We start from the raw sequence: 14,533 nt of genomic DNA, 5'->3' as shown, positions 1-14,533 counted from the left end.
GCGGGAAGGGCGCCATGCGCCCTTCCCTAACCTCCGACTTGTGGTTACTGCAGCAGTTGGAGTACCGAGGAAGGCAACTGGTTGGCCTGGGCCAGTACCGCAGTCGCCGCCGACTGCAGGGTCTGCTGCTTGGTCAGTTCCGCGGTTTCCGCCGCGAAGTCGGCATCCTGAATGGTACTACGCGCCGAGGTTGCGTTCTCTGCGATGTTCTGCAGGTTGGAGATGGTGCTGTCCAGGCGGTTCTGCACGGCACCGAGGGCCGAACGCTGGGTATCGATCTGCTTGAGCGCATCGTCGATGACCTGGATGGAGCGCTGGGCGTTGGAGGCCGAGAGGATATCCAGACTCTGCACGGTGCCGCTGGTGGTGACTGCGGTACCGCCGCTCACGTCGCCGGTGATCGCCGAGCTGGCACTGAGGTTGATGGTGTTGCCGCTGGCGGTCGCGGTGATGCTGCTGATGTTGCTGTTCAGCGAGGCGACGATGTCGTTGGCGGTGGCGCCGGAAGCGTAGGCCACCTCGTAGGTCTTGCCGCCCACGGAGAGCGACACGGTACCCGAGGAGGTGGTGCCGCTGGTGGTGGCGTCGAAGGTGATGCTGCTGACGGTGCCGGTAGCGATCGTCGAGGAGCCCTTCAGCGAACTGGCGCTCATGTCGTTAAGGGTGAAGCTGACGGTTTCGTTGGCGTTGGCGCCGACCTGGAAGGTCAGGGTGCCGTTGGTACCGGCCGAGCCGTCGAGCAGGGTGATGCCCGAGCTGCCGCCGCCGAAGGTGGTGGTGTCGGAGATACGGGTCAGTTCGGCGGTCAGCGATTCGAACTCCTGGTTAAGCGACTCCAGGTCATCGCTGCTGTTGCTGCCGTTGGCGGCCTGCACGGAAAGAACGCGCATACGTTGCAGGATGTTGGTGGATTCCTGCAGGGCACCTTCCGCGGTCTGGGCGATGGAGATAGCGTTGTTGGCGTTGTCCACAGCCTGATTCAGGCCATCGACCTGGCTGGTCAGACGGTTGGAGATCTGCAGACCGGCGGCATCGTCCTTGGCGCTGTTGATTTTCAGGCCGGTGGACAGGCGAGTCATCGCGGTGTTCAGCGCGCTGCTGGCGGTGTTCAGGTTTTTCTGGACGTTCAGCGACGCGATGTTGGTATTGACGGTAAGGGCCATGACGAGAACCTCGTGGTGTGGGCTTGTACAACTCCCGGCCTTGGCAACCGCCCGGGATGGCCTAGAGAGCTTTCACTGGTTTTATCGTCCCCACCGGAAAATCCTTTAGCGTTTTTTTCGATTTTTTTCCAGCGGGTTTATCGGAGCCACTTCAGCCACGGTTTCATCGAGAAATTCGTGTCTGAAGCGGTACACCGCCCGACCGATCCCGTCGAAGCGATCCGACCATTCAATCCGCCAGCCAGGCACGCTGCCAGGCTTGCAGGTGCTCACCCTCTAGCATCCAGTCGCGAAGCACCGCCGCGCGCAGGGCATCTCCAGCGCGGGCGCAGGCGTCGAGGTCGGCGAGGTGCATGCGGATCGCCTCCAGCCAGGCGCTTGGGTGGTTCTTCACCCGGGTGGCCGGCAGTTCGCCGCGATAGCAGAGGATGTCCGTGCAGACCACTGGGAAACCGCAGATGCCGTACTCCAGCAGACGCAGGTTGCTCTTGCATTCGTTGAACAGGTTTTCCTCCAGCGGCGCCAGGGCCAGATCCAGGTTCAGGCCAGCCAGCCTGGCCGGATACTGGTCGATGGGCACCCCGGCATGCACTTCGTGGACGTAGGGACGCAACGCCTCCGGACACATGCCGAAGAACACCCACTCCACCTCGGTGGCCAGTTCGCGCACCACCTCGACGATCAGTTCCAGGTCGCCGCTGTGGCTGGCACCGCCGGCCCAGCCAACCCGAGGCTTGCGCCCGACCCGGCGTTGCGCGAGGCCGCCAACCTCGCCCCACCAGTCGAGCGGCAGGCGGTTTTCCACCACACGGATATCCGTATGCAGATCCTTGAAGGCTTCGGCCAGCGGCGCGGTGGACACCACGAAACGGTCACACTGGGCCACCGCCCGGCGCAGCAGTTCGCCGACGTCCTTGGGCATGTGCCCACGGTGCATGCTCTTGCTCGGCAGGTCGACCAGGTAGTCGTCCAGTTCGTAGACCTTGAAGGCTTGCGAGTATGCCTTGGTATTGCACAGGGCTTCGTACTGCAGGGGGAACAGCTGGCGCTGGAACACCACGCTGTCCGGGGCGATGCGCTCCATTTCGACCACCGAGAACAGCCGCTCGCTCAATGCGCCGTCGATCAACCCGGCGTCACTCAGCGCGGCGAAGGGTTTCATCACCCGGTAGTTGCCACAGCCGTAGGGGTCCGCCGCGTGCCCCAGCACGAAGGGTCGCTGGCGCTCGGCGAAGGGTTGCCAGCCAGCCTCGGCGCGATGGTCGAGAGCGAAGCCGATGCCGTCCAGGCTGAGGTTCTTGTTGTAGGCAGGATCGTGCGCCAGCTTCGTCAGCCATTTGCGGTACATCGCCGCCTGTTCGCCGCGAAAGCGCTCGACCTTGGCCTCCAGCGCGGTCTTGTCCACCGTGTTCTGGCTGACGTTGGCCTCGTGCACCAGCGCCGCGTAGGGCGTCCACACCGTCAGGTAGCCAGCCGCGCCGACCTTCAGGCACAGGTCGACGTCGTTGTAGGAGACCTTGAAGGCCTCCTCATCCATGCCACCGACCTCGGCATAGACCGATTTGCGGATCATCAGGCAGGCGGCGGTCACCGCACTGTAGTTCTGGTCGATCTGCAGGCGCTGCATGTAGCCCTTGGAGGCCATCGCCTCGCCAATATAAGGATGGTCGGCAACCCCGCGCAGGCCGAGTACCACGCCGCCATGCTGGATGCGCCCGTCCGGGTAGTGCAGCTTGGCGCCGACGATGCCCACCTCCGGGCGCCGGGCGTGGTTGAGCAGCGCGTCCAGCCAGCCACCATCGACCACCGCGGTGTCGTTGTTGAGCAACACCAGGTATTCCCCGCGCGCCTGGCTGGCGGCGAAGTTGTTGATCGCCGAGAAGTTGAACGGCTGCGGGTAGCGCAGCACCCGCAGTTGCTCGCTGGCCATGCGCTCGATAGTGTTCAGCCAATCGAGCGTCTGTTCCTGCTCGCTGGCGTTGTCGATGATCAGCACCTCGTAGTTGCGGTAGCGGGTCTTCTCCAGCAGGCTTTCCACGCAACGGCGCAACATTGGTAACTGGTCCTTGGTGGGGATCAGGATGGAGACCAACGGTTGCTCGGCGAAGCGGTAGATCACCCGGTTGATCATCCGCAGCGGCCCCGCTTCGATCCGATGCGGTACGCCAAGGCGCTGCAGGTGGGCGGCGACCAGCGGCGCCACGCGGGACACCACACCGCTCTCCAGCAGCCATTGGCCTAGGTGTTCGTGCTGGTGCACCAGCACTTCAGCAAGATGGCCGACGCAGGGCAGCCCGCGGCTTTCGACCAGGCGCAGCAGCAGATCGTGCGGGGCCAGTTCGGCGAAACCGGTGGTAAAGCCGCCGGCGTCCAAAAAAGCCTGGCGCTGGAAGGCCAGAGCCCGGCCGACATAGGGGTAGCTGCGCAGCATGTCGAGGTTGAAATCCGGCTTGAACACCGGCTCGTCGCCATTGCCGGCATGCCAGCGGTCTTCGTCGCTATAGCAGCAGAGCATGCCGGGACGCAGAGCGATGCGCTCGGCGAGCAGCAGCAGAGCGTGCGGGTCGAGGACGTCGCCGGCGCGCAGCAGGTAGAACCAGTCCACGCCGATCTGCGGCAACAGTTCGTTGAGCTGCCCGAGCCAGTCGCCGCCACGCGGCAGCCAGAGCAGGTTGTCGGCCGGCTCGATGCCCTGCGGCTCGCGATCCGAGAGCACCAGCACCGCGCCCGCCGCATATAACTGTGCGTGCAGGCTGGCCAGGCTGCGTGCCACTAGCCCCTCGCCGGCATGGGCATCGTCCAGCACCACCAGGATGCTCGGCTGGTCGGGCCAGGCGGCGAGCCTGGCTGACAAGCCATCGCGTTGCGCCTGGCCCAAGGTACGAGTGGTCAGCCAGTGACGGTAGAGGGTGGCGCGATCCAACGGACGCTGGCCCTGGGCGAAGACCAGGAAGAATCGCTCCATCGCATGCGCCAGGGTGCCTTCGACCTGGCCCTGCTCCACCTCGAAGTCTTCGCTGCGCAAACCGAGCTTGAGCAGCGGCTCCAGCCCTTGCAGGCGCGCGTAGAACATGCTGCCGGCGAAAAACTCGCCGCCCAGCACGTAGTCTTCGGCAAGCCCGGAGCGCTGGGCGAGGTCCTGCAGGTACTGGTGGTTGTTGCCCTTCAGGTACTGGGCGATCGGCAGACGGTAGCGCTCCGGGCCGACCATCTGCAGGTTGTCGTCCTCGACGAAACGCCGCAGCGTACCCTGGAAGAAGACTGGCTCCAGCAGCGTATCGTAGAGCTCCTGTGCCCACGCCTGCCCGGCGCTGTCCAGGTGCAACGACTTCTTGGTGTGGAGCTTCAGGACAAAGCGAATGCCATCGCGCCGCAGGTACGGCAGCACGCGCAGGAACGGCAGGATGTCGCGCCCCCGGTTGTCGACGCGAAACAGGGAGAAATCCAGCCCGCTGTCTTCAAGATGTCCGCGGACGGCCTCCTCCTCGTTGCCTGTACAGGTCACATAGAGATGCAGCGGCTCTTCAAACCGCTCTAGGCGCTCCAGAATCGTCTCCAGCACGTCGGGATAGAAGGCATGCAGCACGACGCCAAGCGGCGGTTGTCCATCCTTGAAACGGGGAAAACGCTCGAACAGCACATTTCCCTCACTCAGGCTCTCGCCCTCCCCTCCACCCTGGCCAGAGGCCGCTTCGGCGATCCGGCGCTGGTTGTCGCGCAACAGCGGATGCAGACCGAACGCAATCGGCTCTGCCCCGCTGGTCAGCGGCCGCCGCCGGACACTTCCCCCGAGCCCCGAACGGTAGAGGCCCAGCGCATGCACTTGGGCGACGAAGTTCGCGCGCCCCTGCTGGAAGAGTTCGGCCATGTCCGCCTGGTTCTGACGCTGGGCAGCATGACGACGGAAGGACGACAGCGCCTCATGCAGATAGACCAGGTCGCCATGCCGGAGCAGGTTCACGTATAGCGCAAGGTCGTTGATCGCACGGATCACCACACCATTGAGGGCACACAGGTCGGGAGCCTTGTCGATCAGCTGGGAGCGCCGGAACATCACGGTACTGGGCTCGCCAATGAAGTTCACGGGCCAGTCGGCCAGCAGAGCGATGACGTCCGCCCCGGACAAGCGCACATCCTCGCCGAATATCTGGCTGGTTTCGAGAATGTCCGGCTGCCGTTCGCCGGCCGCATCGATCACCTGCCGCCGGGAGGTCACCAGCGCTATGTCCGGCTCGGCCTGCAGAACGGCAGCCATGCGCGCTACGCAGTGAGGCGCCAGCAGATCGTCGTCGTTGAGGAACTTGATCAACTCGCCGGAGGACTCTTCCAGGCAACGACTGAGGTTGTGCAGGCCGCCCAGTTGCCGAGGGTTGTGCACATAGCGGATGGGCACACGGCTACCTGTGGCCAGCCGCTCGACGATCAGGCGTATGCCGTCATCGCGGCAGTCATCGCTGACCACGATTTCCAGGTTCGGATAATCCTGAGCGAGAGCACTCTGCAACGCGGCTTCGAAGAAACGCGGGCTATAAGCCGGGATAGCGATGCTGACCAGGGGTTGGCGGCTCAATTCAGGATCCTCGCTTGTCGATTTCGATGAGGTAGGCATTAGGCGCGACAGGGCTGTCGATGCTCTCCGGCGAGAAGCGCAGCAGCAGCGTCGAAAGCGCTCGCAGCAACGCGTCATCATGCGGACGTCGAGCGAGCAATTGGACGAACACCATGGCCTACACCAGCTTGAACAGGGGACGAAGGTAGAACTCGCTCAGCAGACCGTCACGGCCAAGGCGATCGCAGACCGGCGCCTGTTCCCGAGCCGCTTGCCAATCGAACACCTCGATGCGGCGGGAATCGGGGTCCAGAACCAGCCCGACATGCTCCACGCGCCAACCAGTGCCACGCAGGGCCGTCTCGACGTAATCTAGCTTCTCCAGCAAGGCATTGCGTCCCGCCACGGGCTGGTGGATATCGCCGCCCCAGTTGAAGCCCATCTGGTAGAGCAGGCACCCCGCACTGGGACGTAGCGCGGCCAGAAAACGCTGGATGTAATCCAGCAGTGCCTGCCGATCCGCTACCACGGACACATCGAAATCGACACCGGCATGGTGCAGCACGTTGAACAGCAACAGGGTATCGAAGCGCGTGGGCATATCCTGGGCGACCCGGTAATCCAGGGCGGTCTCAACCACCTCCAGGTTACTCAGGGCGAATTCGACGGCCAGCGCGCGAATGAAGGCGGCACTGCTGGCATCGATTTCCCAGGCGACGCAATGGCTATCCGGATACTCGTGAGCCAATGTAGCGGCGAAAAGTCCCGTATTCGCGCCGACATCCAGTACTTTCTGCCGACTGAAATCGAAGTGCGCCCGCAGATAGTCGAGGCGTCCGTGATCGGCTCGCCAGCGAGGATTCACCGGTACATCGACCCCCAGGGATTCCACCACGAAAGCCGGCAGCGGCTGATAACAGGCATGCTTGCCTGAATGCATGTAGAGTTCGAGCAGTTCTTCTTTTGTCATCTCTGCGGATCCGGTTTCCTGAGTTCGGAAAGAAACAATCTGAAGCTGTCGCCCGCGAACCAGACATCGCAACACGGAAGACGCCAGAGAAAACGCCGCAATACACGGCACGGCTCGTCGAAGAAACGCATCTCGCCACGACGCTGGCCAACGAAGCCACCCAGCCAGAAATAGCGACTACGGCGCCAGATACCCAGACTCAGAACGGCCTTGGAAGGCTCTGGCGGGCAGCCATCGCCGAGCACCAGCCAACGCGCGGCGAAACCGTTCTCCAGGGCCAGTTGCATGGGACCCCATAACCTGGGATTGGCCTCGATCAGGTAGTCCCGTCCGGCACTGCGCATCACTTCGAACATGATGAACCCACAGTAGTCCGTTTCCTCCAGCATTGCGCGCAGACGTCGATCCGTGTCCGAGTCGGGACACTCGACCAGTTCGGCGGCGACAATGGACTTGCCAGCGGCCTGCTGCGCCAGGTTGCGCTGATACAGAGCGGCGATCCCGCCGCTGTTGCGAAAATAAAGGTAGTAGAAACTCTGCCCATCGATGTAGCGCTGCAGCATATGGAGTGCCGGCGAATAACGCGCGGCATGCTGCTGGAACTCCGCGGGCGAACACACGAGCAACGGATACAGCCGCTCACCTTCGGCAGAGAACTCAGAACGCGGTTTCAGCACGAAGGGCAGATAGCGCGCCTCATAGGCGGGGTACTCCTGCGGGATCGTCAGTCCGGCGCGTTGTGCCGCTGCCAGGCACTGCTCCTTCTCGGAAAAATGCAGATAGGTGCGCTCGGGGACGGCGATCCCGTGGATACCGTGCTGCCGCAGCCAGTCGGCCATTCCCAGCAGAAGGCGATTGATGGACTCGGCACTGGGTGCGATGAACAGACGCCGCGCCGGGAAAGCCGCCTGGATTCGCAACAGTATCTGGCGGAATTCGTCCGCATCCAGCAGTTCCTTGTCCCGCCGCGCGAAGATCCAGCGCCGATAGCGGGTCTTGTACAAGGGGTCTCGGACGCTACGGGCGACTAGGCGAAAGGACACGCCGTCGCGCAGCAACGAACGGCAGAAGGCAACCACGGCACGCTCGTTGGCTCCGCCGAAGATCACCACCAGAGGCGCGCCGGCATCCGCCATCAGGCGTTCCCGCTGATGTTCAGGAGCGGCTCCAGCGCGGAAATCACCCGCTCGATATCCTCATCACCCAGCCCCAGGTGGAACGGCAGGCCCAGCAGGCGCTCGGCAAGCTGGTCGACAACAGGCAAGGCACCGCGAGCATAGGCCTGGAACGCCGGGTGGCCATGCAGCGGCGGACAGTACCAGCGACGACTCTCGATGCTCTGTCCCAACAGTTGCAACTGCACCGCGCGTGCGCAGATTCCTTCCGGCATCAGTACCGGCAGAAGGCTGTACACGCCATCGGCCGGTTTACTCTGGAATGCCAGCCCTGGCAGACGCTCCGCCAGCGTCGCGACGTAACGCCGGTGCAAGAGACGGCGCGCCTCGGCGATCGCCGGCCAGCCATCCAGCGCCGCGAGGGCGACCGCCGCATGGTATTCGCTCATTTTCCCATTTTCGCCAGGCTCGAACACCAGCCCGCCGCTGTGCGCATCGATGCCGAAATTGCTCAAAGAACGTACGCTTTCGCTGTAGGCATGGTGACGCGAGGCGATCAGCCCACCCTCGCCGCCGCCAAGGGACTTCGTGGCGTGCAGGCTGAATGCGACCTTGGTGGTCAACCCCACCTGCTGATTACCCCAGGCGCCTGCGGCATCGACCACCACCGGGATGCCGGTTTCCGCGGTGAACAGATCCCAGGCCGCCACATCCTGCGGGCAGCCATAGGTGGCCACCGGCATCACGGCATCGAACGGCGCATCGGCCAGACAGGCCCGGGCGATTTCCGGGGTCAGCAACCAGTTGCCCGGGTCCACGTCGGCAATCAGCGGCACCAACCCCGCCCGAATAATCGCCGTCGCCGTGGCAACGAAGGTCAGCGCAGGCACCAATACCTGGCCGCCCTTGCGCAGCTTCAGGCCTTCCAGGGCTATCTGCAGGGCAGAAGTACCGTTGGCCATCGTCACGACGTGCACCTGTGCGGGTTCGCGACTAAAGGCACGCGACAGGCGCCCCTCCAGTTCGGCTACCAGCGGGCCAAAGTTGGTGTACCAACGGTTATCGTCGATCTGCCGCCAATACGGCAGAATCTGCTCGACCTTCGGGAGTTCCGGCACCAGCAGTTTTATGTTCTTCATACTCAGCCTTGGCTCGCCGTCAGAAAGGTTTCACTGTTGCGCACCGCCACGCCAAGCGGCGCGCCCATTCGTTCCTGCGCCTTTCATGCGATTACCCTGTCAATTTCTTGTTCTTGCAGCGCTTGCCGAGTGAGGAAAGCAAGATTCGCTCCAGAACCTACAGGCCGAAGTTGAAGGCCACCGAGATCCGTGGCCGGCTGCCACGGTAGCGGCGCACCGCGTGCATCAGCCAGGAGGGGAACATGGTGAAGGTGCCGCTACGCGGCGCCAGGGTGGTCGAGCAGCCGGCGGCCACGCAGCCTTCGATGCGCATGCGCAAGTCAGGATTGTAGACCGACGGCACCAGGCCGCGCGGGTCGATGAACTCCAGTTCGCCGCCGACCTCCTCGCCCTCCTGCGCGCGGCCATCGTCGACCCAGTAGACCCCCGACCAGAATGCCCCCGGATGGCCGTGCAGGGCATTGCTCTGGCCAGCCTCGTTGACGTTGGCCCAGGCGTTGTAGCGCCAGGTGAAAGCGGGTTCGATCAGGCCGTGCGGCGGCGCGTAGACGGCGGTCAACTGGCTGGCGAAAGCGTTGGCGAAATCCGCCAGGCAGCGACCGGGCTCGCCGGCCCAGTCGACGAAGTCGTGGCTGGACTGCCAGCCGCCTTCGTTGCTGTGGCTCACCCCCGGCTGGGCGTCGCGGCGCGCCAGGATCACCTCGCGCAGGGCGGCGTTGAGCGCCTCGGCCTGGGGGTGGGCGAGTTGCGCCACCGGGGTGACGAACAGGCGCTTGATCTCGATCGCCGCTGCATCGAGCGCCACCTCAGATTTCATTGAACAGGCTCAGTTGCGAGACCTTGACGAAGGCTGCCTGGGCCGCTTCCAGCATGGTCTGCTGGAGCAGCAGTTCGGAGGCCGCGGCGGCCATGTCGGTGTCGCGGATCGAGGATTGCGTGGTGCTGTTGACCAGGCCCAGGCTCTCGTTCTCGACACCCAGGGTATCGATTATGTTCTGCCGCGCGCCGATGCTGGACACCGCCTTGTCGACTTGCAGCATGCCGTTGTCGATGTTGGTCAACGCCGAAGCCACCGCGTCGCGGACCGTCAGTTGCGCCTGCGGGTCGTCCTCGGTGGAGGTCTGCAGCGCGGTGCGCAGGTTGGCGATGGTCTGCAGGATGTTCTGCGTCTCGTTGCTGCTGGCGTCGACGCTGAAGGTATCGCCAGCGGCAGCGGCCGAGCTGATGGTCAGGTCGACGCCGGCGACGCTGATGGTATCCGGGTAGCTGCCGCTCAGGGTGCCGCTGGCCATCGGCGTGCTACCGGAACTGGTGGGCAGCGCGTAGACCTCGTAGTCGGTGGCACTGGTGAATTTGACCAGCACCCCGCTGTCCGGGAAGGTGGTGGCGTAGGCCGTCTCGTCGCTGACCGTGGCGCCGGTGATCTGTGCCGTGGAGCTGTTGCTGGCGGTGCGGGTGACGCTGAAGGTGTCCGGCTTGACGCCGAAGCTGAAGCTGTAGCCGGAGACCAGGCTGTCGAGGTCGCTGCTGTCGTCGCTCGATTGCAACGAGACGTCGAGGGTCAACTCAACGCCGCGGAAGGAGATGGTCACGCCGTCCTCGCTGGTCTCGTAGCTGCCGTTGCCAGTGACTTCACTGGTGACGTCGTTACCGTCCTTGTCGAGGATCTGGAACTGGCTGCTGCTGACCACGTTCAGGGTGTACGGCGAGCCGTCGCGGAAGCTCGCGTTGTAGCTCTTGTCGCTGGTCACCGTGCCTTGCGAGAGGAACACCCGCTGGGTGCCGTCGGCGTTGGGTTCGGTGGTCAGGCTCGACTCGGTGCGGTCGGCGTTGGTGGCGCTCTCGAAGACGCTCCAGCCGCTGTCGCTCATCACCAGGTTGAGGGTGTCGGAGACCTGCACCGAGAGGCTACTCTGGTCGCCCTGGTAGCTGTAGCTGCCGTCGGGGTTCTTGATGAACGGCTGGGTGCCGCTCTTGCTGCCGCCGAAGATATAGTTGCCGTCGGCGTCCTGGCTGTTCATCAGCGACAGCAGTTGCGACTCGATCTCTTCAAGTTCGTCGGCAATGGCGCTGCGATCCTCGTCGGTCAGCGAACCGTCACCGGCCTGCACGGCCAGCTCGCGGGCACGTTGCAGGACGTTGGTGATGGTGCTGAGGGTCGACTCCTCGTTGCTCAGCGCGTTGGTGGCGGTGGTCATGTTCGCGCTGTACTGGTCCAGACGGGTCTGCTGCTGCTCCAACTGCAACAGGCGCGCCGCGCCGACCGGATCGTCGGCCGGGGTCTGGATGCGCACACCGCTGGAGATCTGCTCCTGGGTCTTGACGATGTCGGCGTAGCCGTTGGTGTAGCTGGAGACGCTCGACGAATACATCTGGGCGGTGGAAATGCGCATGCTGGCCGTCCTCAGAAGGATTGGATAAGGGTGTTGAAGATGGTCTGGGCGATCTCGATGACCTTCGCCGAGGCCGTATAGTACTGCTGGAACATAATCAGGTCTGCGGCCTCTTCATCGAGGTTGACGCCGGACATGGACGAGTAGTTCTCCTCGGCGATGCTGAGGATGGTGGCGGTCGCCGTGGCGTCCAGTTCGGCCTGGCTGGTCATCGCGCCGACCGTCTCGACCAGAGAAGCATAGGCGTCGGTCATGCTGCTGGAGCCCACACTGGCGGACGTCTGCAATGCCAGCAGGGCCAGTGCGTTGGTGTTATCGGACTGGCCATCCGAGTTGAACGACACGGTGAAGCTGTCGCCGCTCGCCGGGGAGCCGGAGAGGGTCAGTTCGAAGGTGAAGTCGCTGCTGGCGTCGACACTGATGCTCAGGGTGTTGCTCTGTCCGGGAATGATGCTGCCGGTACCGATGCTGTTGCCAGAGGAGTCGTAGACCGTGTAGCCCTGGGTGCCGTCGCTGGCCGCCGCGTCGAAGATCAGCTTGACCGGCAGGCTGCTCTCGATGCTGCTGGCCAGGTCGCTGCTGGCGGTGCTGTCGTAGATGTCCAGCTCGGTGGTCAGGGTCACCGTGCCGAGAATACCGCTGCCGTAGTTGGAATCGCTGGCGCTGACGGTCAGTGGCGAGGCCAGGGCGATGTCGTCGCTGTCGGTCATCACCACCGAGATCGTGCCGGCCGCGTTGCGGGTGGGCATCACCGTGAAACTGTCGCCGGCCGCCACGCTGCCGCTGCCCAAGCTGAGGGTGAAGCCGTCGATTTCCGCTGGCGGGTCGTCGTCGAGGCTGTAGGTGCCCATGTCGGTGTTGTCGGACAGGCGCTTGACGCTGTACTCGGTGGCGCTGATGAAGGTGACTTCGTAGTCGCTGGTGCTCAGCGCGCTGCTGTCGCTGATGGTCACGTCGAGGTTGGCCGAGCTGTCGCTGTTGCCGTCCTGGCCGATGCTGCGCTGGCTGATCAGATCCGCGCTGTTGATATTGGCGAACAGCAGCGAACCGAACTCGCCATCGAGGTCGAGGCCCTGGGCCAGCTGGCTGTCGATCGCGTCGGAAACCACCAGGGCCAGGCGGCCCAGTTCGTTCAGGCTGGTGTCCAGCACTTCGTCACGGTAGCGAATCAGGCCGGTGATCGAGCCGCCCGAGACGCTGTTGGTGACGTCCACGCTGGTCCCACCAGGCAGGGTCAAGGTCAGCGAGTAGCGGCTCGGGTCCTCCTCGCTGGCCGAGGCGGACAGCGTCGACACGCTGGTGCCCACCACCAGCGGCTGGCCGGAACCGAGGTAGACGTTGTAGGCGCCATCCTGCTCGACCACCGAGACGCCGACCAGCGACGACAGTTCCTTGACCGCCGCCTCACGGGCATCAAGCAGGTCATTGGGGGTCGCGCCGCTGGCTGTGGCGGCGACGATCGCCTGGTTGTACGAGGCGATCTGCGAGGCCAGCGTGTTGACTTGGTTGGCCGAGGCGGCGAGTTGCTGGTTGACGTAGCTGTTCTGGTCCTGCAACTGGCTGTAGATCGAGTTGAAACGCTCGGCCAGCGAGCTGGCGCTGGTCAGCAGCAAGGCCCGCGCCGAGCTGTCGGTGGGGGTCGCCGAGGCGGTCTGCAAGGCGTCGAAAAAGCTGCTCAGCGCCGAGCTGATACCGGTGGTGCTGTCGGCGAGGATCGAGTCGACGGTGCTGATCGAGGTGTAGTAGGTCTGTGCCTCGGCATCCAGCGCGGTGCTGCTGTTCAACTGATTGGACAGGTACTGGCTGTAGATGCGCCGCACGTCGGCCACCGTGGTTCCGGTGCCGACGTAGGCCACGCCGATGGAGACCGAGGCCGAGGCGACCTGCGATACGGTCTGCCGCGAATAGCCGTCGGTGTTGACGTTGGAAATGTTGTTGCCGGTGGTGCTCAGTGCCGTCTGGGCGGCCGTGAGGCCCGACAGGCCGATGGAGATCAGGCTCATGTAATTTCCTTAGCTCCTCTGCTGGGGGGCGTCGAGGGCGGCGACCGTCTGGTAGACGCTGGGTATCTGCCGGGCAATCTGGTTGACCTTGTTCGCATAGCGCGGGTCGGTGGCGTAGCCCGCCTCCTGCAACTCGCGCATGAAGCGCTCGGAGTCGCCACGAGCCCCCAGCGCATCACTGTAGCGGCCGTTGTCTTGGAGGAAATCTACATAGTCGTGGAAGCTCTCGGCATAGCTGTCGTAGGCGCGGAAACTGGCCTTCTCGGTCACCGCCTGGCCGTCGACGAACTCCCGGGTGTTGGCCTGGGCGCTGTCGCCGCTCCAGCCGCGCGCCTTGATGCCAAACAGGTTGTTGGCGCTGGAGCCGTCCGACTGGCGCACCATGTGCTTGCCCCAACCGGTTTCCAGGGCGGCCTGGGCGACCAGATAGCGGGCGTCGATGCCGAGCCGCTCGGCAGCCTTCTGGGCCATCGGCAGCATGGTCTGGATGAACTCCTCCTTGCTGGCGAAGCCGTTCTGGCTGCTGCTGCCACTGCTGGCGGTGTCGCTGGCGCTCGACGCGGCGAGCTGGCTGCCGCGCTGCGCCGTCGCGCCACGGCGCAGGCTGGCGAACGCCTGGCCGTCGCTCGTCCCCGCGCCCGTATCTGTGCTGGTGCCGCCAGCGGTGCTGCCGTTCTCCGCAGTGGCGGCCAGGCGCTGGGAAATCGAGCCTGGCAAGGCCAGGCGGCGGCGGTTGAGAGCCTGGCTGTCGTCGCGTCCGGAAGAGGCCACGGAGTCGCTGCTCGATGGCCACAGCGAACGCCCACGCAAGGTCCGCGCCGGGTCGCTGGTGCTGGCGCTGGTGGCGGCAGATGCCTCCGTGGTCGCCGTCGTACCGAGGCCCTTGCCCAGTTGCCGCTCCAGCACCTTGGCCAGGCCAATGCCCTTGCCGCTGCGGGAGATGCCGACGGCCATCTGCTGGTCGTACATTTCCTGAAACTGCTGGACCGTCTGGCTGTTGAACGGGCTGTTTTCATCGGCCAGCACATTGCTCGCCGAGCGCATGGACTTGAGCATTTCGCCGACGAACAGGGACTCGAACTCCTGCGCCACCTTCTTGACGTTCTCGCTGCTGGCGCTGTTCTTGCCCTTCATCGCGGCAAGCCGGTTCAGATCAGTGAAGACCCCGGAGTCCAGTGACGATGCGGATCGCGAATTCATG

At 64.3% G+C, this 14,533-nt stretch carries 10 protein-coding genes; all 10 read right to left on the bottom strand.

All coding sequences use genetic code 11. The features are described 5' to 3' along the window. Positions 1 to 44 precede the first annotated feature (44 nt). The 10 genes from ACSZPK_RS24565 to flgJ all read right to left on the bottom strand — a co-directional run bounded on the left by ACSZPK_RS24565 (position 45) and on the right by flgJ (position 14,532). Positions 45 to 1,163: a flagellin gene (locus tag ACSZPK_RS24565; RefSeq protein ID WP_437884230.1), complete on the bottom strand. Its 1,119-nt coding sequence runs from the start codon at positions 1,161 to 1,163 to the stop codon at positions 45 to 47. A 229-nt stretch (positions 1,164 to 1,392) separates the two neighbouring features. Then, on the bottom strand, positions 1,393 to 5,733 hold the full coding sequence (locus ACSZPK_RS24560) for a glycosyltransferase (RefSeq protein WP_437884229.1): 4,341 nt from the start codon (positions 5,731 to 5,733) through the stop codon (positions 1,393 to 1,395). Position 5,734: 1 nt separating this feature from the next. Beyond that, on the bottom strand, positions 5,735 to 5,887 hold the full coding sequence (locus tag ACSZPK_RS24555; RefSeq protein WP_437884228.1) for a hypothetical protein: 153 nt from the start codon (positions 5,885 to 5,887) through the stop codon (positions 5,735 to 5,737). Between the two features lie 3 nt (positions 5,888 to 5,890). Continuing rightward, positions 5,891 to 6,682 carry a class I SAM-dependent methyltransferase gene (locus tag ACSZPK_RS24550; protein WP_437884227.1) on the bottom strand — a complete coding sequence of 264 codons (792 nt, stop codon included), beginning with the start codon at positions 6,680 to 6,682 and terminating at the stop codon, positions 5,891 to 5,893. Then, positions 6,679 to 7,818 (bottom strand): hypothetical protein, encoded by a 1,140-nt coding sequence (locus ACSZPK_RS24545; RefSeq protein WP_437884226.1) that lies wholly within the window; start codon positions 7,816 to 7,818, stop codon positions 6,679 to 6,681. Before ACSZPK_RS24545 ends, ACSZPK_RS24550 begins: the two co-directional genes overlap by 4 nt. Next, positions 7,818 to 8,936, bottom strand: a complete 1,119-nt coding sequence (locus ACSZPK_RS24540) for a DegT/DnrJ/EryC1/StrS family aminotransferase (RefSeq protein ID WP_437884225.1) — start codon at positions 8,934 to 8,936, stop codon at positions 7,818 to 7,820. The genes ACSZPK_RS24545 and ACSZPK_RS24540 overlap by 1 nt, the downstream gene beginning before the upstream one ends. A 157-nt stretch (positions 8,937 to 9,093) precedes the next feature. Beyond that, the gene (locus ACSZPK_RS24535) at positions 9,094 to 9,753 is read right to left on the bottom strand and encodes a TIGR02466 family protein (protein ID WP_437884224.1); all 660 of its coding nucleotides are present in this window, start codon (positions 9,751 to 9,753) and stop codon (positions 9,094 to 9,096) included. Further along, on the bottom strand, positions 9,743 to 11,329 hold the full coding sequence (locus ACSZPK_RS24530) for a flagellar hook-associated protein 3 (RefSeq protein ID WP_437884223.1): 1,587 nt from the start codon (positions 11,327 to 11,329) through the stop codon (positions 9,743 to 9,745). The genes ACSZPK_RS24535 and ACSZPK_RS24530 overlap by 11 nt, the downstream gene beginning before the upstream one ends. An 11-nt stretch (positions 11,330 to 11,340) precedes the next feature. Continuing rightward, positions 11,341 to 13,332 (bottom strand): flagellar hook-associated protein FlgK, encoded by a 1,992-nt coding sequence (gene flgK / locus ACSZPK_RS24525; RefSeq protein ID WP_437884222.1) that lies wholly within the window; start codon positions 13,330 to 13,332, stop codon positions 11,341 to 11,343. A gap of 9 nt (positions 13,333 to 13,341) precedes the next feature. Then, positions 13,342 to 14,532 (bottom strand): flagellar assembly peptidoglycan hydrolase FlgJ, encoded by a 1,191-nt coding sequence (gene flgJ, locus ACSZPK_RS24520; RefSeq protein ID WP_437884221.1) that lies wholly within the window; start codon positions 14,530 to 14,532, stop codon positions 13,342 to 13,344. Position 14,533 lies beyond the last annotated feature (1 nt).

The sequence above is a fragment of the Pseudomonas sp. LRF_L74 genome (genome assembly GCF_965644255.1).
In the GTDB taxonomy this organism is placed as follows: domain Bacteria; phylum Pseudomonadota; class Gammaproteobacteria; order Pseudomonadales; family Pseudomonadaceae; genus Aquipseudomonas.
Note: the sequence above shows the minus strand (reverse complement) of the source record. Positions and strands in the feature narration are given on the sequence as shown.